General features: G+C 56.3%; 23 protein-coding genes and 1 pseudogene. 17 read left to right on the top strand and 7 right to left on the bottom strand.

Translation table 11 applies throughout. From position 1 onward, the window contains the following. Window positions 1-3: 3 nt before the first annotated feature. Window positions 4-2,556 (bottom strand): peptidoglycan glycosyltransferase/peptidoglycan DD-transpeptidase MrcA, encoded by a 2,553-nt coding sequence (mrcA, locus tag ECL_RS23750; protein ID WP_013099079.1) that lies wholly within the window; start codon window positions 2,554-2,556, stop codon window positions 4-6. A 120-nt stretch (window positions 2,557-2,676) separates the two neighbouring features. Between mrcA and ECL_RS23745 the strand changes: the two genes are divergently transcribed. The 12 genes and pseudogenes from ECL_RS23745 to trpS all read left to right on the top strand — a co-directional run bounded on the left by ECL_RS23745 (window position 2,677) and on the right by trpS (window position 12,632). Next, the gene (locus tag ECL_RS23745; RefSeq protein WP_013099078.1) at window positions 2,677-3,453 is read left to right on the top strand and encodes a pilus assembly protein HofM; all 777 of its coding nucleotides are present in this window, start codon (window positions 2,677-2,679) and stop codon (window positions 3,451-3,453) included. Continuing rightward, entirely contained in the window at window positions 3,450-3,938 is a 489-nt protein-coding gene (locus ECL_RS23740) for a PilN domain-containing protein (RefSeq protein WP_013099077.1), read from the top strand. The genes ECL_RS23745 and ECL_RS23740 overlap by 4 nt, the downstream gene beginning before the upstream one ends. A 3-nt stretch (window positions 3,939-3,941) precedes the next feature. Next, window positions 3,942-4,403, top strand: a complete 462-nt coding sequence (locus ECL_RS23735) for a HofO family protein (RefSeq protein WP_044157713.1) — start codon at window positions 3,942-3,944, stop codon at window positions 4,401-4,403. Beyond that, complete coding sequence (locus ECL_RS23730; protein ID WP_013099075.1) at window positions 4,393-4,785, top strand: HofP DNA utilization family protein; 393 nt, start codon at window positions 4,393-4,395, stop codon at window positions 4,783-4,785. The genes ECL_RS23735 and ECL_RS23730 overlap by 11 nt, the downstream gene beginning before the upstream one ends. Then, window positions 4,700-5,934 (top strand): annotated as a pseudogene (gene hofQ, locus ECL_RS23725) (DNA uptake porin HofQ). The gene ECL_RS23730 and the pseudogene hofQ overlap by 86 nt, the downstream one beginning before the upstream one ends. Window positions 5,935-6,220: 286 nt before the next feature. After that, on the top strand, window positions 6,221-6,742 hold the full coding sequence (aroK, locus tag ECL_RS23720) for a shikimate kinase AroK (protein ID WP_003861630.1): 522 nt from the start codon (window positions 6,221-6,223) through the stop codon (window positions 6,740-6,742). 57 nt (window positions 6,743-6,799) lie between these two features. After that, a complete protein-coding gene (gene aroB, locus ECL_RS23715) occupies window positions 6,800-7,888 on the top strand; it encodes a 3-dehydroquinate synthase (RefSeq protein ID WP_029882162.1) in 1,089 nt (362 codons plus the stop codon). Window positions 7,889-7,980: 92 nt separating this feature from the next. Next, window positions 7,981-9,282 carry a cell division protein DamX gene (gene damX / locus ECL_RS23710; RefSeq protein WP_013099070.1) on the top strand — a complete coding sequence of 434 codons (1,302 nt, stop codon included), beginning with the start codon at window positions 7,981-7,983 and terminating at the stop codon, window positions 9,280-9,282. Between the two features lie 67 nt (window positions 9,283-9,349). Then, a complete protein-coding gene (gene dam, locus ECL_RS23705) occupies window positions 9,350-10,162 on the top strand; it encodes an adenine-specific DNA-methyltransferase (RefSeq protein ID WP_013099069.1) in 813 nt (270 codons plus the stop codon). A gap of 41 nt (window positions 10,163-10,203) precedes the next feature. Continuing rightward, complete coding sequence (gene rpe / locus ECL_RS23700) at window positions 10,204-10,881, top strand: ribulose-phosphate 3-epimerase (protein WP_008503032.1); 678 nt, start codon at window positions 10,204-10,206, stop codon at window positions 10,879-10,881. Next, window positions 10,874-11,635 carry a phosphoglycolate phosphatase gene (gene gph, locus ECL_RS23695; RefSeq protein WP_013099068.1) on the top strand — a complete coding sequence of 254 codons (762 nt, stop codon included), beginning with the start codon at window positions 10,874-10,876 and terminating at the stop codon, window positions 11,633-11,635. The genes rpe and gph overlap by 8 nt, the downstream gene beginning before the upstream one ends. Then, window positions 11,628-12,632: a tryptophan--tRNA ligase gene (trpS, locus tag ECL_RS23690; RefSeq protein ID WP_013099067.1), complete on the top strand. Its 1,005-nt coding sequence runs from the start codon at window positions 11,628-11,630 to the stop codon at window positions 12,630-12,632. The genes gph and trpS overlap by 8 nt, the downstream gene beginning before the upstream one ends. A gap of 145 nt (window positions 12,633-12,777) precedes the next feature. Here trpS and ECL_RS23685 read toward each other — a convergent pair whose 3' ends face one another. From ECL_RS23685 to nirB, 4 genes are all read right to left on the bottom strand, one after another. Further along, complete coding sequence (locus ECL_RS23685; RefSeq protein ID WP_008503029.1) at window positions 12,778-12,948, bottom strand: YhfL family protein; 171 nt, start codon at window positions 12,946-12,948, stop codon at window positions 12,778-12,780. 145 nt (window positions 12,949-13,093) lie between these two features. Further along, a complete protein-coding gene (cysG, locus tag ECL_RS23680; protein WP_013099066.1) occupies window positions 13,094-14,467 on the bottom strand; it encodes a siroheme synthase CysG in 1,374 nt (457 codons plus the stop codon). A 135-nt stretch (window positions 14,468-14,602) separates the two neighbouring features. Beyond that, window positions 14,603-14,929 (bottom strand): nitrite reductase small subunit NirD, encoded by a 327-nt coding sequence (gene nirD / locus ECL_RS23675; RefSeq protein WP_013099065.1) that lies wholly within the window; start codon window positions 14,927-14,929, stop codon window positions 14,603-14,605. Beyond that, entirely contained in the window at window positions 14,926-17,469 is a 2,544-nt protein-coding gene (nirB, locus tag ECL_RS23670) for a nitrite reductase large subunit NirB (protein ID WP_013099064.1), read from the bottom strand. The genes nirD and nirB overlap by 4 nt, the downstream gene beginning before the upstream one ends. A gap of 241 nt (window positions 17,470-17,710) precedes the next feature. Between nirB and ECL_RS23665 the strand changes: the two genes are divergently transcribed. Further along, on the top strand, window positions 17,711-19,012 hold the full coding sequence (locus tag ECL_RS23665) for a cytosine deaminase (RefSeq protein WP_013099063.1): 1,302 nt from the start codon (window positions 17,711-17,713) through the stop codon (window positions 19,010-19,012). A gap of 18 nt (window positions 19,013-19,030) precedes the next feature. On the opposite strand, the gene tsgA is transcribed toward ECL_RS23665, so the two are convergent. Continuing rightward, window positions 19,031-20,215 carry an MFS transporter TsgA gene (gene tsgA, locus ECL_RS23660; RefSeq protein ID WP_013099062.1) on the bottom strand — a complete coding sequence of 395 codons (1,185 nt, stop codon included), beginning with the start codon at window positions 20,213-20,215 and terminating at the stop codon, window positions 19,031-19,033. Window positions 20,216-20,493: 278 nt separating this feature from the next. Here tsgA and ppiA point away from each other — a divergent pair, with 278 nt between their 5' ends. The 4 genes from ppiA (at window position 20,494) to argD (ending at window position 23,657) form a co-directional block, all read left to right on the top strand. Further along, window positions 20,494-21,066, top strand: a complete 573-nt coding sequence (gene ppiA, locus ECL_RS23655) for a peptidylprolyl isomerase A (RefSeq protein WP_013099061.1) — start codon at window positions 20,494-20,496, stop codon at window positions 21,064-21,066. A gap of 105 nt (window positions 21,067-21,171) precedes the next feature. Then, on the top strand, window positions 21,172-21,756 hold the full coding sequence (locus tag ECL_RS23650) for a putative adenosine monophosphate-protein transferase Fic (protein ID WP_013099060.1): 585 nt from the start codon (window positions 21,172-21,174) through the stop codon (window positions 21,754-21,756). A gap of 30 nt (window positions 21,757-21,786) precedes the next feature. Then, on the top strand, window positions 21,787-22,350 hold the full coding sequence (pabA, locus tag ECL_RS23645; protein ID WP_013099059.1) for an aminodeoxychorismate synthase component 2: 564 nt from the start codon (window positions 21,787-21,789) through the stop codon (window positions 22,348-22,350). Between the two features lie 86 nt (window positions 22,351-22,436). Next, complete coding sequence (gene argD / locus ECL_RS23640; RefSeq protein WP_176682059.1) at window positions 22,437-23,657, top strand: bifunctional acetylornithine/succinyldiaminopimelate transaminase; 1,221 nt, start codon at window positions 22,437-22,439, stop codon at window positions 23,655-23,657. On the opposite strand, the gene ECL_RS23635 is transcribed toward argD, so the two are convergent. Further along, window positions 23,654-25,741 carry a YccS/YhfK family putative transporter gene (locus tag ECL_RS23635; RefSeq protein ID WP_013099057.1) on the bottom strand — a complete coding sequence of 696 codons (2,088 nt, stop codon included), beginning with the start codon at window positions 25,739-25,741 and terminating at the stop codon, window positions 23,654-23,656. The two genes, argD and ECL_RS23635, sit on opposite strands and share 4 nt — an antisense overlap. Window positions 25,742-25,760 lie beyond the last annotated feature (19 nt).

Raw genomic sequence — 25,760 nt, 5'->3', positions numbered from 1 at the left:
GTGTCAGAACAGCTCGTGCGTCTCGCCGTTATCAATAATCTCTGTACCCACCTCATGTACCGCCTGCGTGGTTGGCTGCGTACCTTCGATGAAATACTCCTCACGGCTATTGCCACCGTTGGCTAACTGCCCGGTGCTGCGGTCGATATTGACCGTGACCACGCCCGGCGGTGGCGTCAGTGGCTGCTCCGGCACGCCCTCAAGAACGGATTTCATATAGGCATCCCAGGCCGGTTGCGCACTTTTGGCCCCACCTTCGTAGCCGGAAATCTGATCTTTAATCGCGCCAGACGCCGTGGTGCGGCCTAAATCGCGGCGGTGATCGTCAAAACCGATCCAGACCGAAGTCACCACGCCCGGACCGTAGCCGGAGAACCAGGCATCTTTCGAGCTGTTGGTGGTCCCGGTTTTACCGCCGATATCGTGGCGCTGTAAATCACGCCCGGCACGCCAGCCGGTACCCTGCCAGCCCGGTTCACCGAAGATGTTGGTGTTCAACGCGCTCTTGATCAGGAATGACAGCGGGGTGTTGATCACATGCGGGGCATACTCCTGCGCACCGCTCTGCGCTACCAGCGCCTGGTTTGCCTGTTCCAGCTGTGGCTGCGGCACCACGCCGTTCGGCTGCTCCTGCGACACGGCGACATCTTCCATGTCCTTGTTTTCAAGCACGTCAGACTTCGGCGTATTGCCGTAAATCACCGGGATATCGCACTCCGCACAGGCAATTTTCGGTTTCGCTTCGAACAGCACACCGCCCTGGTCGTTTTCGATTTTACTGATGAAGTACGGGTCGATCAGGAAGCCGCCGTTGGCCATGACCGAATACCCCCGCGCCACTTGCAGCGGCGTGAACGATGCCGAGCCTAACGCCAGCGATTCGGTGCGCACGATGTTCTGTGCCGGGAAGCCAAAACGTTGCAGATACTCTGCCGCGTAATCGACGCCCATCGCACGCATTGCACGCACCATCACCACGTTTTTCGACTGACCAAGCCCCTGACGAAGGCGAATAGGACCTGCGTATTCCGCAGGCGAGTTCTTCGGCTGCCAGTCGGAACCGGCACCGGCATCCCAGCGAGAGATCGGCACGTCATTGAGGATACTGGCAAGCGTTAAGCCTTTATCCATCGCCGCCGTGTAGAGGAACGGTTTGATATTCGAACCGACCTGACGCAGCGCCTGCGTCGCGCGGTTGAATTTGCTCTGGTTGAAATCAAACCCACCCACCAGCGCCAGCACGGCACCGTTTTGCGGGTTAATGGAGACCAGCGCGGAGTTGACGTCTGGCACCTGCGCCAGCCACCAGGCATCGCCCACCTGACGCACCCAGATTTGTTGTCCGGTTTGTACGACATCGGTCACTTTGCGTGGTGTTGGTCCCTGTAAGGTGTCAGAGCGGTACGGACGCGCCCAGCGGATCCCGTCCATACGCAAGGAGACTGAGGTGCCATCCGCAAGCGTTGCAACGGCTTCCTGAGGCGTGGCCTGCGTCACCACCGCAGGCAGCAGCGGGCCGTAGGTAGGCAGCGCTTTCAGCGTACTGGTGATTTTTTTACTGTCCCAGGCGCTTTCGCCCACCTTCCACAGCACGTTGGACGGGCCGCGATAGCCGTGACGCATATCGTAGTCCATCACGTTATTTCTCACCGCATCCTGTGCTGCCTGCTGCCCTTTACGGGTAACCGTGGTGTATACGCGATAACCATCTTCATAGGCCTTATCCCCATAACGGCTGACCATTTCCTGGCGAACCATTTCGGTCAGATACGGGGCAGAGAAGGCGATTTCCGGCGCATGGTAGTTAGCGTCGATGACATCGTTGCGTGCCTGCTCATATTCACTCTGGCTGATGTAGCCTTCGCTCAGCATACGTGACAGAACGACATTGCGACGTGCGGTGGCGCGATCGAGCGAGTAGAGCGGGTTAAACGTGGACGGGGCTTTAGGCAGGCCGGCAATGGTCGCCATTTCGCTTAAGGTCAGTTGCTCCACGGGCTTGCCGAAGTACACCTGTGCCGCAGCACCCACGCCATAGGCGCGATAACCGAGATAGATCTTGTTGAGGTAAAGCTCAAGGATTTCGTCTTTACTCAGCAACTGCTCAATGCGGATCGCGAGGAACACCTCTTTTATCTTACGGATCAGCGTCTTTTCAGGGCTGAGGAAAAAGTTACGCGCCAGCTGCTGCGTAATGGTACTTGCCCCCTGAGAGGCATGCCCGGAGAACAGCGCAACGCTTGCGGCACGGAAAATCCCCACCGGGTCAACGCCGTGGTGCTCGTAAAAACGGCTGTCCTCTGTGGCGATGAAGGCCTTCACCATCACAGGGGGAATTTGGTTTAAGGTCAGCGGGATACGGCGTTTTTCGCCGTACTGCGCCATCAGCTCGCCGTCGGCGCTGTAAACCTGCATTGGGATCTGGAGCCGCACATCACGAAGCGTAGCGACATCAGGTAGCTGCGGCTCAATATATTTGTACAAACCATAAATCGAGCCTGCTCCCAGCAGAATGCAACACACTGCAAGGATTAATAAATACTTTACGAACTTCACCGGAGATTTCCCATCTGGTTTCACTTGGGCAGTTTCTAAACAATCGCGCGGTAGTATAAAGGCAAGCCTGATTCATTGATATAGCCGTCACGGTGACGGGCGATAAGGAGATCGTGAAGCATGGCTTTCAAAACATGGCAAACGGGCGTTCATATTCAACAAGATAGGGTGCTGATTGTCGCGCTGGTTCGTGAGCGTCTCAGCTGGTGTCTGCGCCGCTGGTGGGCGATACCGCTGACGGAAGGCATCATCCTCGACGGGAAAATTTGTCAGCCAGAACAATTGTTTGACGCATTACGCGGCTGGCGACGTACGTTGCCGCATCAGCACCGGGTGTTTCTCTCATTTCCGGCGGCGCGTACCCTGCAAAGATCGTTGCCCCGCCCGGCTATCGCCCTGCGCGACAGCGAACAGCTCTCCTGGCTAGGGGCTGCGCTCTCGCGTGAGCTGGAGATGTCCCCTGATGCGCTGTGCTTCGATTACGCGCAGGACACGTTCAGCAACACATTTCATGTCACCGCTGCGCAAAACAAAGAGGTTGAAACACTACTGACGCTCGCGAAAACGCTGCATTTACGGCTGGTGACGATTACTCCGGATGCCAGCGCGCTGGCAAATTTTCTTCCTGCGGTGGCACCGGCGCAGTGTGTCGCGTGGCGAGACGAACATCAGTGGTTGTGGGCAATGCGCCACCAGTGGGGGCGCCGCTTCGCTACCGAGGCCAAAAGCGTGGCTGAACTGGCGGCACTGCTGGCTCTCGCGCCGGACGATATCGCGCTGTTTGATAGCCAGCGCGACCCGTGGGAGCTCCTCTCTCGCTGTCAGCCCCCGCTGCCGGAGTGCGGTGCCGATTATACCATCGCGCTGGCGCTGGCCATGAGCGAGGTGCCTGAATGAGCATGACCAATCTTCTTCCGTGGCGACAGCAACGACGCGCGCGCCGCGTGCGGTTCTGGGGAGGGCTGTCTGCGGCCACCTGTATTCTGACGCTGGCAACGGTCTTCAGTCTGAGCATGCACGCCCACCTGAAACTGCACGCCCTGCAGGCTGAACTGGCGGGCATGCAGACCGTGCAGCGCGCGCTGTCTTCTCGTCTACCTCTTGCCACACCCGCTCCCACGCGCCAGCCACAGCGTATGGCGTGGCACCCGGTGCTGGCGTCACTCTCCGATGCCATTCCGGCGCAGGCCTGGTTCACTGAGCTTCGTTACCAACCGCCCTCTTTGATGATTAACGGCTATGCCTCAGCACTGCCCGCCCTGTCGGCAATGGGTGATGCTCTGCGACAAATAGCGGGTTTTACCCCAGGGTCAGCAGGGGAGATACGGCAGGATAATCACGGGCGCTGGATGTTCACTTTTCAGCTCACAGGCCAGGGGTAACGTGTGAACAGAATATTTGAACGCTGGTGTGAGAGCCGTCGCCGGTACCGGCTCCTGTGCGGTGGGCTGGGCGTTGCCTTGTTGTGGGGAACCGCATGGGGCCTGTTCCTGAGGCCGCTTAATTCACAGCTTGCTGCGCTTCAGAAGCAAATGGCCGACGCCGTCCAGCGCCATGCGACGCTCTGGCCTGTCGCCAGCAACGCGCCGCGCCGGACACCTGAGCCTGACGCACGCCCGGTGGTGCGCTTTTCCCCGCTGGATTTTCAGACTGATGGCGCAACGCTGGTGCACTGGAACCCCCTTCCGGGCGGTGGAGAGCTGGCGCTGGATGCCGAGTGGCCAGCAATCCTGACGGCTTTCGCCCGGCTGGCGCAGCAAGATGTCCGGATTGCCGCCTTTACGCTTGCGCCTCAGGGCGCGGCGTTACGTCTGCGAGTGCAACTGGAGCTAGACCATGCGAAATAGCCTGCGCTACCTGCTGGTTTGCTCAGTGCTGTTACTCACCGGGATGCGCGATCCGTTTCGTCCGCCTGACGATCCCTGTGCCGTTGGCGAGCTGACGCAGTGGCACTATCGCGGCATGGTCGGCGGGGTTGGCCTGTTGCAGGACGGGAAACAGCGCTGGTATCGCCTGCACTTAGAGGAACGTTTACCGGCGGGCTGGCGGGTCAGCGCAATGAATGAGACGCAACTCGTCGTAGACGTGGGTGAAACCTGTGAGCCAGCGCAATGGACGTGGCAACGAGAAGGAACGAAAAAATATGAATTTAAGGATAACGCTGCTGTTACTGACGATCGTCACTCCGCTGGCCGCCGCACCGAAGCCGGTCACGCTGGTGGTGGATGACGTTCCTGTGGTTCAGGTCCTGCAGGCGCTGGTGGCGCAGGAGAATCGTAATCTGGTGGTGTCACCCGACGTAAGCGGCACTTTATCGCTCAGTCTGACGCATGTTCCGTGGCGACAGGCCTTACAGACGGTGATCGCCAGCGCAGGGCTGGTTCTGCGCGAGGAGGGCGGCATTTTCTATGTCAATACGGCGGCCTGGCAGCGCGAACAGCAGGAGCGTAAAGCACAGGACCGGGCCCGCAGGCAGCTTGAGGCTCCGCTGCTCTCGCAAAGCATTTCGTTTTCATACGCAGATGCCGGGGAGCTGCAAAACGCAGCGGAGAAACTGCTCAGTCCGAAGGGCAGTCTGTCTCTTGATAAACGCACCAACCGGCTGCTGGTCAGGGATAATAAAGCCGTACTGGATACGCTACAGCGCTGGGCAACACAGATGGATATTCCCGTCGAGCAGGTCGAACTGGCGGCGCATATCGTCACCATCAACGAAAAAGTCTGCGGGAGCTGGGGGTGAAATGGAATCTTGCCGAGGCCACTGAAGTGGGCAAGGTTGGGCAAATGACAACCCTTGGCAGTGATTTGTCCGTGGCCAGCGCCACCAGCCATGTGGGGTTTAACATCGGGCGTATTAACGGCAGGCTGCTGGATCTGGAGCTGTCAGCACTGGAGCAAAAACAGCAGGTCGATATCATCGCCAGCCCGCGACTGCTCGCCTCACACATGCAGCCAGCCAGTATCAAACAGGGCAGTGAGATCCCATACCAGGTCTCCAGCGGGGAGAGTGGGGCCACCTCTGTGGAGTTCAAAGAGGCGGTATTAGGCATGGAGGTCACCCCAGTGGTACTGCCGGGTGGGCGCGTGCGTCTGAAATTACATATCAGTGAAAATATGCCGGGGCAGGTGTTGCAACAGGCTGATGGCGAAACGCTGGCTATCGACAAACAAGAAATAGAGACTCAGGTGGAGGTAAAAAGTGGAGAAACGCTGGCGCTGGGCGGTATTTTCTCGCAAAAGAATAAAACCGGAAGTGATAGCGTACCCGGGCTCGGTAAAATCCCCTGGCTTGGGCAGCTTTTTCGTCATGACGGTAAAGACAACGAACGGCGTGAATTAGTGGTGTTTATAACACCACGTCTGGTGGCTATTCACTGACGGGTAACGATCCCCGCAATGATTTTGCATTCAGTTTGTTGCAGATGTTTGACGTGGGGCATGAATTAGCATACAAGGAGTACCGATTTGAGTTGGACTGACGTCTTGTTGTCTTATGCGTCTGGTGCGGTGATTTAATCAGTTGCCAAACAAGCCGGAGTATTGAGATAATTTTTAGTCTGACTCTCGCTCTATTGCATATGAGGTTTCAGTTCATGTCCTGCTACGCCGGGTGTCTGCGAAGCGGGGATTACCATTAACGAATAGTCTTAGTAGTACCGAAAAAATGGCAGAGAAACGCAATATCTTTCTGGTTGGGCCTATGGGTGCCGGCAAAAGCACTATTGGGCGTCAGTTAGCTCAACAACTCAATATGGAATTTTACGATTCTGATCAAGAGATTGAGAAACGAACCGGAGCTGATGTGGGCTGGGTCTTCGATGTAGAAGGCGAAGAAGGTTTCCGTGACCGAGAAGAAAAAGTGATCAACGAACTCACGGAAAAACAGGGCATCGTGCTGGCGACCGGCGGCGGTTCTGTAAAATCTCGCGAAACCCGCAACCGTCTCTCCGCCCGTGGCGTAGTGGTCTATCTTGAGACGACCATTGAAAAACAGCTGGCACGTACGCAGCGCGATAAAAAGCGCCCGCTGCTGCAGGTTGAAACGCCACCACGCGAAGTTCTGGAAGCGTTGGCCGATGAACGCAATCCTCTGTACGAAGAGATTGCTGATGTGACCATTCGTACTGATGATCAGAGCGCTAAAGTGGTTGCAAACCAGATTATTCATATGCTGGAAAGCAACTGATTCTGGCTTTATATACACTCGCCTGCGGGTAAAAGCATTAAAGGTGGATGTCGCGTCATGGAGAGGATTACAGTTACTCTCGGGGAACGTAGTTACCCTATCACCATCGCGGCTGGTTTGTTTAACGACCCAGCTTCCTTTTTACCACTGAAAGCGGGTGATCAGGCGATGCTGGTCACCAATGAGACGCTGGCTCCGCTTTATCTTGACCGCGTTCGCCACCTGCTTGAGCAGGCGGGCGTGAAGGTCGACAGTGTAATTCTGCCCGATGGCGAGCAGTATAAAAGCCTGACGGTACTGGATACCGTCTTTACCGCATTGCTGCAAAAACCCCATGGTCGCGATACGACACTGCTTGCTCTCGGCGGCGGTGTTGTGGGCGATCTGACGGGCTTTGCGGCAGCAAGCTATCAACGTGGTGTCCGTTTTATTCAGATTCCGACCACCTTACTGTCTCAGGTCGACTCTTCCGTTGGCGGCAAAACCGCGGTCAACCATCCGCTCGGCAAAAACATGATTGGCGCGTTCTACCAGCCTGCTTCGGTGGTGGTGGATCTCGACTGTCTGAAAACCCTGCCAGCACGCGAACTGGCCTCTGGCCTGGCTGAAGTGATCAAATACGGCATTATTCTCGACGGCGAGTTCTTTAACTGGCTGGAAGAGAATATGGATGCGCTGCTGCGCCTGGATGAGGCTAAACTGGCATACTGCATTCGCCGTTGTTGTGAGCTGAAAGCAGAAGTTGTTGCAGCAGACGAGCGTGAAACGGGCTTACGTGCTTTACTGAATCTTGGGCATACGTTTGGCCACGCGATTGAAGCCGAAATGGGTTACGGAAACTGGCTCCACGGTGAAGCTGTCGCTGCTGGCATGGTGATGGCTGCCCGTACCTCCGAACGTCTGGGTCAGTTCAAACCGGAAGAGACGGCACGTATCATCGCACTGCTGGAACGTGCTGGCTTGCCGGTAACCGGGCCGCAGGAGATGTCGGCGCAAGCGTATTTACCCCACATGATGCGCGATAAAAAAGTATTGGCAGGTGAGATGCGTCTTGTACTCCCGCTTGCAATAGGGAAGAGTGAAGTGCGCGGCGGAGTGCCGCACGATGTCGTTCTTGGCGCTATCGCTGATTGTCAGCAGGCGTAACAACTAGAAAGGTCAGGCCACTGTTACCGGTGGTCGTTTAGCTTCAGGCGAAATGCAAAGTCGTTGGCATAAGCCTTTGAGTGGGGTGTTAAATGGATGAATTCAAACCAGAAGACGAGCTGAAACCCGATCCCAGCGATCGTCGTACTGGTCGTTCTCGTCAATCTTCAGAACGTGATAACGAGCCGCAGATCAACTTTGACGATGTTGATCTGGATGCAGACGATCGTCGCCCTTCACGTAGCCGCAATGCGCGTGATGAGCGAGAAGAAGAGGATTATGAGTCCGAAGAAGATTCAATGGACGAAGAGCCAGTAGAGCGTCGCCCGCGTAAACGTAAAAAAGCGGCCGCGCAGAAACCGGCCTCCCGCCAGTACATCATGATGGGACTGGGCGTTCTGGTGCTTGTGCTGCTGATTGTCGGCATTGGCTCCGCGCTGAAAGCGCCTTCCACGAATTCTGGCGAGCAAACGGCTTCCACTGAGAAGAGCATCAACCTCTCCGGTAACGATGCGGCAGATCAGGCAAATGGTGCACAGCCAGCGCCGGGGACCACCTCCGCAGAGCAGACCGCCAGTAACACAACGACGCCGCAGGATGTTTCCCTGCCGCCAGTCTCTTCTACCCCCGCTCAGAATCAGGCACCTGCCACGCCAGAAGGCCAGCAGCGTGTAGAAGTTCAGGGCGATCTGAACAATGCGCTGATGCAGCCGCAAAACCAGCAGCAGGTGGATAACGTCGTGGTGAATTCTACGCTGCCAACTGAACCTGCAACCGTTGCGCCTGTTCGCGGTGGCAACGCTCAGCCACAAACCGCAGCAACGGAAAGCAAGCCGCGTCAGACTCAGACTGCACCACGTCAGGAACGTAAGCAGGCGGTCATTGAACCTAAGCGTGAAACCAAACCTCAGGCTGTGGTAAAAGCACCAGAAGTCAAAGCGACCCCGGCGCAGCCGAAACGGACTGAAACCGCTGCGGCAAGCGAGCCCGCAAAAGCGCCAGTGACGCAGACTGCACCGAAAGCCACGGCCACCACCACTGCACCTGCGGCGACAACGGCTCCAGCTGCAACCGCCACTGCATCGGCTGGCACAACCGGTAAAACGACGGGTAACGTCGGTTCACTGAAATCTGCGCCATCCAGTAACTACACGCTGCAGCTGAGCAGTTCGTCCAACTATGACAACCTCAACGGTTGGGCGAAGAAATCGAATCTGAAAAACTACGTGGTTTATCAGACGACCCGTAACGGGCAGCCGTGGTATGTGCTGGTGAGCGGTGTGTATGCTTCTAAAGATGAAGCGAAACGTGCCGTGGCGACACTGCCAGCAGACGTTCAGGCGAAAAACCCGTGGGCGAAGCCCATTCATCAGGTTCAGGCCGATCTTAAGTAATGTTTAAAGCGCAGGATGCTGTCGGAGCTTTCTCCACAGCCGGAGAAGGTGTAATCAGTTAGTCAGCATGAAAAAAAATCGCGCTTTTCTGAAATGGGCAGGGGGGAAATACCCCCTGCTTGATGATATTAAAAAGCACCTGCCTAAAGGCGAGTGTCTTATCGAGCCCTTTGTGGGCGCAGGATCGGTGTTCCTGAACACCGATTTTTCTCGTTATATCCTGGCGGATATCAACAGCGATCTCATCAGCCTCTATAACATCGTCAAACTGCGTACCGATGAGTATGTGGAAGAGGCGCGCAAGCTGTTTACGCCCGAGAACAATCATCCGGATGTTTACTACCAGCTGCGCACTGAGTTTAACCAGAGCCAGGATCCGTTCCGTCGGGCACTGTTGTTCCTCTATCTCAACCGCCATGGTTACAACGGCCTGTGCCGGTATAATCTGCGTGGGGAATTCAACGTGCCGTTTGGCCGCTATAAGCGCCCTTACTTCCCGCAGGACGAGCTGTATCACTTTGCTGAAAAAGCGCAGAATGCAGAATTCCACTGCCTCTCATATGAAGAGTGTATGGAACTGGCGGGGGTAGACTCGGTGGTTTACTGCGATCCGCCTTACGCCCCGCTGTCTGCGACGGCGAATTTTACCGCCTATCACACCAACAGCTTCAGTCCGGCCGAGCAGGCCCGTCTGGCGGAGATGGCGGAAAAGCTGGTCAGCAAAAGAATTCCGGTGTTAATTTCGAATCACGATACCCCTGATACGCGCGAATGGTACAAAGCCGCGAAGCATTTTCAGGTCAAAGTGCGGCGTAGCATTAGCAGCAACGGCGGCACACGTAAAAAGGTGGACGAACTCCTGGCTCTTTATCGCCCCTGAGCCGTTTTGCCCGCCGGTAAACACATTTCAAGGAGATGCGGATGAAACAGTTTTTGATTGCTCCCTCAATTCTGTCGGCCGATTTTGCCCGCCTGGGTGAGGACACTGCTAACGCGCTCGCCGCGGGTGCGGATGTCGTACATTTCGACGTTATGGATAACCACTACGTTCCTAATCTGACCATTGGCCCCATGGTGCTCAAGGCGCTGCGTAACTACGGTATTACCGCGCCCATTGACGTCCATCTGATGGTGAAACCGGTTGACCGCATCGTGCCTGATTTTGCCGCGGCGGGCGCCAGTATCATTACTTTTCACCCGGAAGCGTCTGAACACGTTGACCGCACGCTGCAGCTGATTAAAGAAAACGGCTGTAAAGCGGGCCTGGTCTTTAACCCGGCAACGCCGCTGAGCTATCTCGACTATGTGATGGATAAGCTGGACGTTATCTTGCTGATGTCCGTTAACCCGGGCTTTGGCGGGCAGTCATTCATTCCTCACACGCTCGATAAACTGCGTGAAGTGCGCCGTCGTATTGATGAGTCCGGCTATGACATCCGTCTGGAAGTGGATGGTGGCGTGAAGGTGAATAACATTGGCGAAATTGCGGCTGCGGGCGCGGATATGTTCGTTGCCGGTTCGGCAATTTTCGACCAACCGGATTACAAAAAAGTTATAGATGAAATGCGCCGCGAGCTGGCGAAGGTAAGTCATGGATAAATTGCAGGCAACCCGGGGTATTGCATTTGACCTCGATGGCACGCTGGTCGACAGCGCGCCGGGCTTAACGAGCGCCGTCGACCAGGCGCTGTACGCCCTTGAACTGCCTGTCGCGGGCGAAGATCGCGTCGTGACGTGGATTGGTAATGGCGCAGATGTCCTGATGGAGCGCGCCCTGACGTGGGCTCGCCAGGAGCGTGCGTCACAACGTTCCGCACAGGGTAAACCGAGCGTTGATCACGCGGATATCCCGCAGGAAGAACAGCTACGGATTCTGCGCAAACTGTTTGACCGTTTCTACGAAGAAACCGTTGAAGAAGGCAGCTTCCTGTTCCCGGACGTGAAGGAAACGCTGAGCGCGCTGCATGCGAAAGGCATTCCGCTGGGGCTGGTTACCAACAAGCCGACGCCGTTTGTTGCGCCATTGCTGGACGCGCTGGATATCGCGAAATACTTCACCGTGATTGTGGGCGGTGATGACGTACAGAATAAAAAGCCGCACCCGGAACCGCTATTGCTGGTGGCAGGAAAATTATCCTTAACACCTGCCGAGCTGCTCTTTGTCGGTGATTCACGCAATGATATTCTGGCTGCCAGAGCGGCGGGTTGTCCCTCCGTGGGGTTAACCTATGGCTACAACTACGGTGAGGCCATTACCCTGAGTGAGCCGGACGTCGTGTTCGATCGCTTCAAAGATTTGTTGCCCGCACTCGGGCTTTCATACAGTGAACATCAGGAATTGAAAAATGACTAAGCCCATCGTTTTTAGTGGCGCCCAGCCGTCAGGTGAATTGACCATTGGTAACTACATGGGTGCGTTACGTCAATGGGTTAGCATGCAGGATGACTACCATTGCATTTACTGCATTGTGGATCTGCATGCTATTACCGCCCGGCAGGATCCTGAGAAGCTGCGTAAAGCCACGCTGGACACCCTGGCGCTCTATCTGGCCTGCGGGATCGATCCTGAAAAGAGCACCATCTTCGTTCAGTCTCACGTGCCGGAGCATGCACAGCTTGGCTGGGCGCTGAACTGCTACACCTACTTTGGTGAACTGAGCCGTATGACGCAGTTCAAGGATAAATCCGCGCGCTATTCCGAGAACATTAACGCCGGTCTGTTTGACTATCCGGTGCTGATGGCGGCTGACATTCTGCTGTATCAGACTAACCAGGTGCCGGTGGGTGAAGACCAGAAGCAACACCTGGAGCTGAGCCGTGATATCGCCCAGCGCTTTAACGCCCTGTATGGCGAAGTGTTCAAAGTGCCAGAGCCATTTATTCCAAAATCCGGTGCACGCGTGATGTCGCTGCTGGAGCCGACCAAAAAGATGTCCAAGTCTGACGATAACCGCAACAACGTTATCGGCCTGCTGGAAGATCCGAAATCTGTGGTTAAAAAGCTCAAGCGTGCCGTGACCGACTCCGACGAGCCGCCTGTTGTGCGCTACGATGTGCAGAACAAAGCGGGGGTCTCCAACCTGCTGGATATCCTCTCCGGTGTGACCGGCCAGAGCATTCCTGAGCTGGAACAGCACTTTGAAGGCAAGATGTACGGCCACCTGAAAGGCGAAGTGGCGGATGCCGTTTCCGGTATGCTGACCGAGCTGCAGGAGCGTTATCACCGCTACCGTAACGATGAAGCCTTCCTGCAGAAGGTGATGAAAGAGGGCGCTGAAAAAGCCAGCGCGCGCGCGTCAGAAACCCTGAAAGCGGTGTACGAAGCGATTGGGTTTGTGGGTAAGCCGTAGGTAAAAGCAAAACGGTAACGGCGTTACCGTTTTTAGGGTTTGTATCCTCTCCCACAGGGAGAGGGCCAGGGTGAGGGCATCACGCCGCACTTTTCTAAACAAAAAAACCGGGGAATCCCCGGTTTTTTTACACCTGTAAAACAGCTTACTGCTGTGCCGCCGGGCCACAACCCCCGATGATCTTCGAAATGGAGATCGCCGGATGCAGCAGGTAATCGTAGCTGCAGTTATTTTTGGTGTTTTGCACGTGGCCGGTGCAGGCCGTCAGAGTCGATAACAGGCCTACCAGAACGGCAGCTTTAGCCAGTTTGAACATACGCATTCCTTGTCTTAAAAAAACTAAATTGGATGTAACACGAGGGAATAAATGGAAAAGTTCCATTTCGCGGGAGGTATGTTATCGACAGCAGTAACAGGGGAGTAGTCCGGTTAAGGACTACTCGAAGAAGGGAGAATATGCGCTAGTGATTTGAGAACCAGTTGAGTTTATCGCGCAGCTCGACCACGCGGCCGACAATAATCAGCGCCGGGCTTTCAACCTGCTGCGCCAGCTCACCCAGCTGTGTCAGCACGCCATTTACCACGCGCTGCTTAATGGAGGTGCCGTTTTCCACCAGCGCGACGGGCATATCCGCTTCCATGCCGTGTTCCAGTAATTTCGCCTGGATCGTAGCGGCCTGATTCAGCCCCATATAGAAGACCAGCGTCTGCTTTTCGGCGGCCAGGTTGTGCCAGTCCAGTTCGCTGCCGGTTTTCAGGTGCCCCGTCACCAGACGCACGCTCTGCGCGTAATCACGATGGGTCAATGGAATACCGGAGTATGCCGAACAGCCGGATGCCGCCGTAATGCCAGGCACCACAGAGAACGGAATACCTGCGTTGCAGAGGGTTTCCAGTTCCTCGCCGCCGCGACCAAAGATAAACGGATCCCCGCCCTTCAGGCGCACCACACGTTTTCCTTTTTGCGCTTCCCGCAGCAGGATCTGGTTAATCTCTTCCTGCGGCACGCAGTGATAACCCGCACGTTTACCCACAAACACCCGGTCCGCATCGCGACGTACCAGATTCATGATCTCATCGGAGACCAGACGGTCATACACAACGGTATCGGCCTGCTGGATCTGCTGGAGTCCTTTCAGCGTCAGTAATCCCGCATCGCCGGGGCCTGCACCCACCAGAACCACCTCGCCACGATGATCCAGCGGTTCAGAGAGTAACTGCTCGGTCGTCTCTTCAACCGCCTTCACGTCCTGATTGGCCAGCGACTGGGCCAGCCGGTCATTGACGAAGAATTTTTCCCAGAAGCGACGGCGCTCGCCCACGGTCGCGAAGGTTTGCTTCACTCGTGAACGCAGTTGCCCTGCATAGTGGGCAATTTGTCCAAGATGTTGCGGCAGCAGTGCTTCCAGTTTTTCCCGCAGCAGGCGGGCGAGAACCGGCGAGCGGCCACCTGACGACACCGCAATCATCAGTGGTGAACGGTCGATTATCGACGGCATGATAAAGCTGGCTTCTTTCGGCGCATCCACCACGTTGCAGAATATACGGCGCGCTTCGCAGGCATCGCTGACGCGCTGATTCACTTCATCGTCATCCGTCGCGGCAATAGTCAGCCAGCAGGTATCCAGCAGGGACTCGTTAAACTCCCCCTGATTCAGCGTGAGCATCCCTTCCTTCGCCCAGGCTTCAAACTGTGGTGCGAAGGCGAGGGCGTTAACCGTAAGACGGGCACCTGCCTCTAACAGCAAGCGGGCTTTGCGTTCAGCCACATCGCCGCCACCCACAAGCAGGCAGTCGCGATGGCGTAATTGACAGAAAATCGGCAGGTGGTCCACGACATTACCTCACAGCATTCATGGAGGGGGTAAGAATTGACGTCAGAATAACAGCAGGAATCGTCGGAAATATACGGTTTTTCCTGCCGTTACCCATAAGGGGTCATAAGCCTTTCCTATAGGAAAGGCGGGGGGTTAGGCTTTTAACTGCACCTGGCCGTCCTTCACGCGAACGTCGTAGTGCTTCACCGAGTAGCTTTCATCTTCCATGCACAGTCCGTCGCTTAAACGGAAACGCTGTTTTTTCAGCGGACTGGCGACCCACAGTTCACCCTGATGCTCGGCAATCAGCCCGCGGGAGAGGACGCTGGCCTCAAAAAACGGATCGATATTGCTGATGGCAAAAACCTGTTCGTCGTGGCGTGGGCGGAAAATCGCGACCTGCTCGTTTCCCAGCAGCGCACAGACGCCGGTTGCCGGCAGAATGTCGTTAATGTTGCAGATGTTTACCCACTGGCTCATGCGTTTTCCTCCACCAGCGTCACCGGAATACGTTCATAAGGTGTCGCCGGACGATGCTGTTCGCGCTCTGCTACTACCTGCACGTTCGGGTCGCGCTGGGTGCTGTTGATGAAGTGTTTGAAGCGTGTCTGTGCCGCTGGCGTGTTGACGGTTTCCGTCCACTCGCAGATCACCGCCGCGCGCAGGCGCGCCATCTCGGCTTCCAGATGTTCGTTAAGCCCCAGCTTGTCGTCGATGATGACCGACTTCAGGTAGTCGATGCCGCCCTCCAGATTATCCAGCCAGGAAGCGGTACGGGTCAGTTTGTCGGCGGTACGGATGTAGAACATCATGAAGCGGTCGAGATACTGAATCAGCGTGTCGTGGTCAAGATCGGCCGCCAGCAGGTCAGCGTGGCGTGGTTTCATCCCGCCGTTACCGCAGACGTACAGGTTCCAGCCTTTCTCGGTGGCGATGATCCCCACGTCTTTCCCCTGCGCTTCGGCACATTCACGCGTACAGCCGGAGACGCCGAACTTCATTTTGTGCGGGGTACGGATGCCTTTGTAGCGGTTTTCCAGCTCGACGCCGAAGCCCACGCTGTCGCCCACGCCGTAGCGGCACCAGGTGCTGCCCACGCAGGTTTTTGCCATGCGCAGCGCTTTGGCATACGCGTGACCGGTTTCGAAGCCCGCCTCAATCAGCTGACGCCAGATCTCCGGCAGGTCATCTTTCTGTGCACCAAACAGGCCGATACGCTGGGAACCGGTGATTTTGGTGTAGAGGTTAAATTCACGCGCGATACGGCCCACGGCCACCAGCCCTTCCGGGGTGATTTCACCGCCCGCAGAGCGTGGGATAACGGAGTAAGTCCCGTCTTTCTGGATATTTGCCAGGAAGTTGTCGTTGGTGTCCTGCAGCGGCGTATGTTCTGGTTTGAGGATGTACTCATTCCAGCAAGAGGCCAGCAGGGAGCCGACGGTCGGTTTACACACTTCGCAGCCATAGCCCTGGCCGTGCTTGGCCAGCAGTTCGTCGAAGGATTTAATGCCTTCCACGCGGATCAGGTGATACAGCTCCTGGCGAGAGTACGCGAAGTGCTCGCACAGGTTGTTGTTCACTTCGATGCCCTGTTTCGCCAGTTCGGCGTTAAGCACCTGTGTGACCAGAGGAATACAGCCGCCGCAGCCGGTTCCGGCTTTGGTTTCCGCTTTCAGCGCCGCAACGGTGTGACAGCCTTTGTTGATGGCGGAGATCAACATGCCTTTGGTGACGTCGAAGCAGGAGCAGATCTGCGCGCTGTCCGGCAGTTTATCGACGCCGATAGACGGCTTGCCGCTGGAAGCGTGCGCCGGGAGGATCAGCGCGTCCGGATTCTCCGGCAGTTCGATGGCGTTCAGCACCAGTTGCAGCAGGTTGCCGTAGTCGCTGGTGTCGCCCACCAGCACCGCACCGAGCAGGGTTTTGTTGTCCTGGCTGACGATCAGGCGTTTATAGATCTCTTTGCTCTCGTCGAGATAAACGTAGCTGCGCGCGCCCGGCGTGCGGCCATGCGCATCGCCGATGCCGCCCACGTCCACGCCCAGCAGCTTCAGCTTGGCGCTCAAGTCCGCGCCTTCGAAGGCGTTTTCGTTTCCGAGGATATGGTCAACGGCGACCTGCGCCATTTTGTAGCCCGGCGCCACCAGACCGTACACGCGGTTATTCCAGCTGGCACATTCGCCGATAGCATAGATATCCGGGTCGGAGGTCTGGCAGGTATCGTTCACCATGATCCCACCGCGCTGGGCAACCGCCAGACCGCACTGGGTGGCCAGCTTGTCGCGTGGGCGAATACCGGTGGAGAAGACGATAAAGTCAACTTCGAGCTCGCTGCCGTCGGCAAAGCGCATGGTTTTACGCGCTTCGGTGCCTTCCTGCACAATCTCTTTGGTGTTTTTGCTGGTGTGGACTTTCACACCCATGCTTTCAATCTTACGGCGCAGCTGATCGCCACCCATGTGGTCCAGCTGTTCGGCCATCAGCATCGGGGCAAATTCGATGACGTGCGTTTCAACGCCGAGGTTTTTCAACGCTCCGGCTGCTTCCAGACCCAGCAGGCCGCCCCCGACCACCGCGCCGCGTTTACTGCGACGTGCACAGGATTCGATGGCGTTGAGATCTTCAATGGTACGGTAAACGAAGCAATCCTGTGTTTCCGAACCTTTGATAGGCGGGATCCACGGATATGAGCCAGTCGCCATGATCAGCTTGTCGTAAAAAACCGTACGGCCAGCGCTGGAGTGGATCACTTTCTCCTGACGGTTGATGGTAATAGCGCGTTCGCCCACCAGCACTTTTACGCCATGCTTCTCATAGAAACCTTCACGCACCAGAGAGAGCTCTTCGGCGGTATGATGGGAGAAGTAGGAAGACAAGTGCACACGGTCGTACGCCTTGCGGGGTTCTTCACAGAACACGGTAATATCGAACTGCTCAGCGCTGGCTTTATCGAGAAGATCCTCAATAAAGCGGTGGCCGACCATGCCGTTACCGATGATAGCGAGTCTGACTTTGCTCATTTTTGCCTCGATTTCTTTTCTATTACTGCCTACCTTAACGATTCAGCAGGGGCACTTATTGATGCAAATCAAATACGCCTTCGCCTACTCCCTAGGTGGTAGATGTATGATTTGTCAGGATTTTTCTAAGTTATGGAAATCGCTGGCTTTTCGTTGTCGTCGATTTTATGTACAAAAAGAGTGGCTATTTTTGGAAAAACAGGTACTCCTTAATTTCAGCCGCGTTTTTCAGGGGAAAGGTATGTCTACAACACCGCTTTGGCTTGTGCAGAATGTTCGTTTACCGGATCGCGAAGGGCTGTGGCAGATCGCCATCGAGAACGGTCGGTTTGGTGATATCACGCCCATGGACAAGACCCACAGCGAAAGCTATGAGGTCTTGAATGCCCGCGGCGGACTTGCCATTCCACCGTTTATTGAGCCGCATATTCACCTGGATACCACGCAGACGGCGGGCGAGCCACACTGGAACCAGTCCGGCACGCTGTTTGAAGGGATTGAACGCTGGGCGGAGCGTAAGGCGCTGCTCAGCCATGAAGATGTCAAAGCGCGCGCATGGAAAACGCTGAAGTGGCAAATTGCCAACGGGATCCAGTTTGTCCGCACCCACGTGGATGTCTCCGACCCGACGCTTACCGCCCTGAAGGCGATGCTGGAGGTTAAACAGGAGGTCGCCCCGTGGGTGACGCTGCAAATCGTGGCATTCCCGCAGGAAGGCATTCTCTCTTACCCGAACGGCGCGGCGCTGCTGGAAGAGGCATTAACGCTGGGCGCGGATGTGGTGGGTGCCATCCCGCACTTCGAATTCACCCGGGAATACGGCGTGCAGTCCCTGCATATCGCCTTTGACCTGGCGAAGAAATACGACCGTCCGCTGGATATTCATTGTGATGAAATCGACGATGAGCAGTCCCGCTTTGTGGAGACGGTCGCCACGCTGGCCTATGAAGCTGGCATTGGCGCGCGGGTCACGGCCAGCCACACCACCGCCATGCATTCCTACAACGGCGCGTATACCTCGCGGCTGTTCCGCCTGCTGAAGATGTCGGGTATTAACTTCGTGGCGAATCCGCTGGTGAATATCCACCTGCAGGGGCGCTTTGACGACTATCCGAAGCGTCGGGGCATTACCCGCGTGAAGGAGCTACAGGCGGCGGGCATTAACGTCTGCTTTGGTCATGATGATGTGTTTGATCCATGGTATCCGCTCGGTACCGGCAATATGCTGCAGGTGCTGCATATGGGGCTGCACGTCTGTCAGATGATGGGCTACCCGCAAATTGACAGCGGCCTGAACCTGGTCACCCATAACAGCGCCCGCACCTTTGGCCTGAGCGATTACGGTATTGAGACGGGGAACCCGGCGAACCTGGTGATTTTGCCTGCAGAGAGTGGGTTTGAGGCGGTACGCTGTCAGGTGCCGGTGCGCTGGTCCATTCGGCAGGGGCGGATTATTGCCACCACGCAGCTGGCGCAGACCTGGATCCAGATGGATAGCGGGGGAGAAGAGATAAGTTTTGCCAGAAACAGCCCCTCTGCGTAGCGCAGAGGGGCGCAGGGATTAGTGCGACGCCGCTGCAGCGTTATGCTGGCGGTGGCGGGTTACAAAGCCCAGGATGAAGCACATGATGAACACCACGGCGTACAGGCCGTTAGCGGTGTGCAGCGCCGCCAGCGGACCGCTGTGGGCGACGATCGGGCCCGTCACCACAAAGGTCAGCATGGTGCCGATGGTGCCGCAGGTCAGTACGAAGTTCACCAGCTTCGGCGAGGCCACTTTGGTCTGCAGGGAGCCCAGGGTGATGATCGACGTATAAATGGCGCTGGAGAAGAAGCCCAGGGTCAGAATGAACCACGGCATGTGGTCCGGGGAACCGTTGATGAACAGATACATCAGCACGGTAGCCAGGCCTGCCAGCACGGTCAGGATGCGCTGCAGATCGAAGAAGCGCAGGATGAAGCTAAACGCCCACATGCCAAACATGTAAGACATCCAGAAATCGCTCACCAGTTTACCCGCGTCGTTCAGGCTCATGCCCAGACCTTTGGCGTATTCCGGCACCCAGGAGATAAAGCCCAGCTGACCCAGGATGTAGCACAGTGCGGCAATGGAGAGGAACAGTACGCCGATACCCCATTTCTCTTTCGCCACAGGCTCTGCCGTGGTCTGTGCTTTTTTACCCAGAACCGGGAATTCGCAGCCGAAGGTCAGGATGAAGATGGCCACGTAAACCAGGCCGATACAGGCGTAGACCCAGTACCACTCAATGCTGCGCGCCAGCAGAACGGCCGCGACCATCGGGAAAATCATCCCGGCCATGCTGAAGAAGGAGTCGGTAAACAGCAGGCGCGCGCCGCGCTGACGGCCTTCATACATATGGGTAATCAGGAAGGTACCAATCGACATGGTGATCCCGCTGACCAGACCGAGCACGAACATGGCGGCGGAGAACAGGGCGATGCTGTGGCTCAGCATCAGACCCGCCACGGCGGCGACCATCAGCACAAAACCAAAACGCAGCTGCGTTTTCAGCGGAACAATTTCCATCAGCCAGGCATTCAGGAAAATGGAGATCAGGATCCCCGCGTTGAGGAAGGTGAAGGTGTTACTCATGCTGGAAACGGGCAGCTGGAAGTAGTCTGCGATATTTCCCATCACCATCCCGGTGACGATCACCAACGCGCCGGTCAGGGCGTAGGAGAAGAAGCTGATCCATGTGAGCTTGATACGATTGCTGTTAGTCATGTCTGGCCTGTTCAGGAAAAGAAAAGCGCCGGATAGGCGCTGAGAGCGGGCAGATTTTAGTCGTGAAAGTGATCCATTAATATCTTTTAAAGAAAATATGAGCTTCATTGCAGGTTTTTATGTGATCGCGATCACATAAAATTGCGTCATAACCAATCGTTTGCGCGGTAACAACTGTTTCAATTTCGTAAAATTAGGTAAAAGGCTGGTCTCCGTTCATACTGCTCTTTAGAATCAAGCCATTCGCTTTTTATACTGCGCTTTGTTAAGGAATTCTCATGCTCAAATCAACACTGGCGGCTGTCGCAGCTGTGTTTGCTCTTTCTGCCGTTTCCCCGGCTGCGCTGGCAGCAAAAGGGGACCCTCATGTTCTGCTGACCACCTCCGCAGGGAATATTGAGCTGGAACTGAATAGCCAGAAAGCCCCGGTTTCTGTGAAAAACTTCCTCGACTACGTAAACAGCGGCTTTTACAACAACACCACCTTCCACCGCGTGATCCCAGGCTTTATGGTGCAGGGCGGCGGTTTCAACGAGCAGATGCAGCAGAAACAGCCGAATCCACCGATCAAAAACGAAGCGGACAACGGCCTGCTGAACACCCGTGGCACCATCGCCATGGCGCGTACGGCGGATAAAGACAGCGCTACCAGCCAGTTCTTTATCAACGTGGCGGATAACGCCTTCCTCGACCACGGCCAGCGTGACTTCGGCTATGCGGTGTTTGGTAAAGTGGTAAAAGGGATGGACGTGGCGGACAAGATTTCTCAGGTACAGACCCACGACGTTGGGCCATACCAGAATGTACCATCCAAACCGGTCGTGATCCTCTCTGCAAAAGTACTGCCGTAATCCTCTTTGACACGGGCGCGTCTCGCCCGTGTTGTTAGCCCTCCCTGCGAAAGCGCGTTTTGCTGCTTATACTTTGGCAAACGGACATATTCAGGGAGGCGTTAAGTGAAAAAACTCACCGATAAGCAAAAATCCCGTCTCTGGGAGCAGCAGCGTAACGTCAATTTTCAGGCCAGTTGTCTCCTTGAAAAGGGTCATGGTCCTTCAGATCCCCAGATTGAGACGCTGGAACTTGGGCCTTCAGCGCCTGGGTTGCCCCATCTGTGCCTTATTCACCGCCATCTGTATCGCAGAGAGATGAAACGCGCAGGTGAATACCGTACGGACGATATTTTCAAAGGGGACATTCCTTTTTGCCATTTCGAATACATTGAGAAGATGGGCAATGAGTTGATGTCGGCACTGGAAAGCGACCGGTACCTAGTGGGTCTTCAGAAAGAGGAGTTTATCGAGCGGATAAGCCATTACTATTGTGAAATCAACATGCTGCATCCTTTTGCGAGCGGTAATGGCATTGCGCAGCGCGTTTTCTTTGAACAGCTGGCGATCCATGCGGGTTACCTGCTGGACTGGCGCGATATCGATCCTGAGCAGTGGGTCGCGGCTAACCAGAGCGGCGCAACGGGAGATTTGTCCGCCCTGAACGCTATCTTTGCCAAAGTAGTGAGCGAAGCGCGGGAATCTGAGTAGAATAGGGCGGCATTTTTTTCGGGAGCCGCCATGATTCTGCTGATTGATAACTACGATTCCTTCACCTGGAACCTTTACCAGTATTTTTGTGAACTGGGTGCAGAGGTGGTTGTCCGCCGTAACGACGACATCAGCCTGACCGAGATTGACGCGCTGGCCCCGAAGAAAATCGTTATCTCGCCGGGGCCGTGTACCCCATCGGAATCGGGTATTTCTCTGGATGTGATCCGCCACTACGCCGGCAGGCTGCCGATTCTTGGCGTCTGCCTTGGCCATCAGGCCATCGGGCAGGTGTTTGGCGCCACCATCGTCCGCGCTGCCAGGGTGATGCACGGTAAAACCTCACCGGTTACCCACACCGGCACGGGCGTGTTTAGTGGGTTAAATAACCCGTTAACCGTCACGCGCTACCATTCTCTGGTGATTGACCCGCCGACGCTGCCCGACTGCTTTGAGGTGACCGCCTGGAGCGAGACGCAGGAGATCATGGGCATTCGCCATCGTGAATGGGATCTCGAAGGGGTGCAGTTCCACCCGGAGAGTATTCTCAGCGAACAGGGGCACCAGCTGCTGGCTAATTTCCTCAATCGCTGAATATCTGTTGCCTTGCTGTGATTTTTTATGCATATTTTGTGATTATATTTTCACAATCAATGTGACATAAAATGGATGGTCATGACATGGCAACTGAACAATCTGCAATTACCCGCGCGACATTCGATGAAGTCATTCTGCCGATTTATGCACCGGCCGAGTTTATCCCGGTAAAGGGAAAAGGCAGCCGCGTCTGGGATCAGCAGGGGAAAGAGTACGTGGATTTCGCCGGGGGGATTGCGGTGACGGCGCTGGGGCATTGCCATCCTGCACTGGTCGAGGCACTGAAAACCCAGGGCGAAACCCTGTGGCACACCAGCAACGTCTTTACCAACGAACCGGCATTGCGCCTGGGGCGCAAGATCATTGACGCGACTTTCGCCGAGCGCGTGCTGTTTATGAACTCCGGGACCGAAGCCAACGAAACCGCCTTCAAGCTGGCGCGCTACTACGCTTCCACACGCCACAGCCCATACAAAACCAAAATCATCGCTTTCCATAACGCTTTCCACGGTCGTTCACTGTTTACCGTTTCCGTTGGCGGCCAGCCGAAGTATTCCGACGGCTTTGGTCCGAAACCCGCCGATATCATTCATGTGCCGTTTAACGATCTGCATGCGGTGAAAGCGGTGATGGATGACCATACCTGCGCGGTCGTGGTTGAGCCGATTCAGGGTGAAGGTGGCGTGACGGCGGCAACGCCGGAATTCCTCAAAGGGCTGCGCGCGCTGTGCGATCAGCATCAGGCGCTGCTGGTGTTTGATGAAGTCCAGAGTGGGATGGGGCGTACCGGCTCCCTGTTCGCCTATATGCACTACGGCGTGACGCCGGATATTCTGACCAGCGCCAAAGCGCTCGGCGGCGGCTTCCCGGTCAGCGCGGTGCTCACCACCCAGGAGATCGCTTCCGCGTTCCACGTTGGCTCTCACGGCTCCACCTACGGCGGAAACCCGCTGGCCTGCGCCATCGCCGGTGCGGCGTTTGATATCATCAATACGCCGGAGGTATTAAGCGGCGTTCAGGCGAAGCGCGAGCTGTTCGTGAAACATCTGCAGCAGATCGACGAAACGTACGACGTCTTCAGCGAGATCCGGGGCATGGGACTGCTGGTTGGCGCTGAGCTGAAGCCGCAGTACAAAGGCCGCGCACGCGATTTCCTGCACGCCGCTGCTCACGAAGGGGTGATGGTACTCAACGCCGGCCCGGACGTGATGCGCTTTGCGCCGTCGCTGGTGGTCGAAGAGAACGATATTGAAGATGGATTGACCCGCTTTGCCGCGGCGGTCGCGAAGATCGTTAAAGGCTAATACTCGGTTCGTTTTAACCGCCGCGTTAACCAGATGCCGTGATGCGGACGCTGACGCCATGCCACCGACGAAATGGTGTGCATGGTGTTCAGATGCCCCAGAATGCGTTGCAGATGCTGCTCCAGGGTGCTCATTGGCCCATGGGTGAGCGTTTCCGGCGCTTCCAGAATGTTCGAATCCCCCGATTCACCCGGCGCGTCATACTCCAGACGCTGCTGACACCGCTGCAGGGCAATCTCACACGACTGCAAATAGCGCTGCGCCAGGTCTGGCGTCAGCATGGTATGTTCACGCGCCAGCGTGGTCATCGCGTTGATATGTTCGACGATGAACTGGCTGTGCGTCACCCAGAGCTTCATATCCGCCAGATAGTGCGAGTTAAAGCCGGGCTCCTGCATCGCCTGATTCAGCGAGTTGAACAGGGCGTTATGCGCCTGGTTGACCTTCATCCGCTGATACGCCAGCGGGGAGGGCTGCGGATCGTCGCTCAGGATCAGGCGGATAGCCTGCTGGTCGGCCTCCAGCGCGTCGTGGGCGTTCTGCCTGAGCAGGCCGCTTTGCCATTGTGGCCACAGCCAGACCATACCACCAAAGGCAATCAGACAGCCAATCAGGGTATCGATAAGCCTGGCGACAATAAACTGTTCGCCATTGAGCGTAAGCAATTGCAGGGTGTATACCGCCGTGACCGTAAAGCCCACCATCGCCCAGCCGTAGTTTTTGCGGATGATCAGGTAGCTCACCAGGGTAATCAATAGCATGCCTGCCAGCGTATAGCCTTCCGGCACGTGGAAGTGCAGCGTTACGCCTGCGATAATCAACCCCGCCATGGTTCCGCCCGCCCGGTGCAGAATACGCACCCGCGTGGCGCCGTAGCCATTCTGGGTGACAAACAGTACCGTCATTAATATCCAGTAGGGTTTGGGCAGATGCAGCGCCATGCCCATCAGGCTGGCGATGCTCAGCATCACGCTAATCCGGGCGGCGTTGCGCAGGGCGGAAGATTTAAACGAGAGATAGCTTTTAAGCGCAGGCAGTAGCGGCAGGCGCTTTTGCTTATCCGCCATCAGATCGCGGGGATAGAGCGGGCGCTGGGTACGCAGCACGCGGGCAATACGGCTGAAGTGCCAGGCGGCAAACTGGCCTACCGGGTTATCCTCGTGCTGGCGGGCGATTTTCTCCAGTGCGCCGAGCTGCTTGTCCATGTTAAAGCGGGTGGGGTAACGGTGATAAAGAATGTCGTCGGCCAGTACCCGCAGGCGTGCGGACACGGTCTGCGCGTTCCAGCGGATCACCGCTTCGGCATGGCTGCGCTCCACCAGCTTTTGCACCTCCTTCGGGTGGTGCAGGCTCACGGAGATATGCTCCTGCAGATCCAGCCCTACCTGGAAGGTGCGCAGCAGCCGTTTATATTCGTGGTTCTTGTTGGCGGCCAGCATATGCAGTTGCTGGTAGCACTGGCTTATCAGATCCACCACCTTCTGCTGGCGCGTCAGCAGCGGCGGTAGCGATTTTTCCGGGTCGGTATGCTGGGTCAGCAGTGTGTATTTGGCTTCGCAGTACTCCGCAAGCTGGACATAGAGCAGGCTCAGGGATTCACGCAGCGGTTGTTCCCGCCACAGCCAGAACCAGAACCAGTTAAACAGGCCATACCATAGCGTACCGAGGGCGTAGATCAGCAGCGGCTCCCACACTGGCATGTTACCTGCGAGACTCAGGGTAAAGATGGCCGCGATGAGTGAGGCGGGCAGTAACCGCGCGTGCAGCGAACTGATTTCGGCGGTCACCCCCAGCGTCATCGCCAGCACGCTCAGGATTAGCGGCAGCGGAATATCGCGGGCCAGCAAAAGCTGCACGGCCAGGCTACACCCGGCAAACAGCGAACCGCCGATAATCAGACGTTTGAAAAAACGCTTATGCGGGGTGTCGAGACCGGCAATGTTGCAGCAGGCGGGAACCAGTGAAAACAGCAGCCCCTGCTGAAGATGCCCAAGGATCAGGCCCACGGCCACAGGAAGGCACAACACCAGCGTTTGTCGCAGTGCGTAGTTAACTTCCGGGTGATAAATCAGCCTGCGCCACATGGGGAGTAGAGACAAAAAC

Origin of the sequence: Enterobacter cloacae subsp. cloacae ATCC 13047, from assembly GCF_000025565.1 — a bacterium.
Lineage (GTDB): Bacteria > Pseudomonadota > Gammaproteobacteria > Enterobacterales > Enterobacteriaceae > Enterobacter > Enterobacter cloacae.
This window is presented reverse-complemented; position numbering and strand designations above follow the sequence as displayed.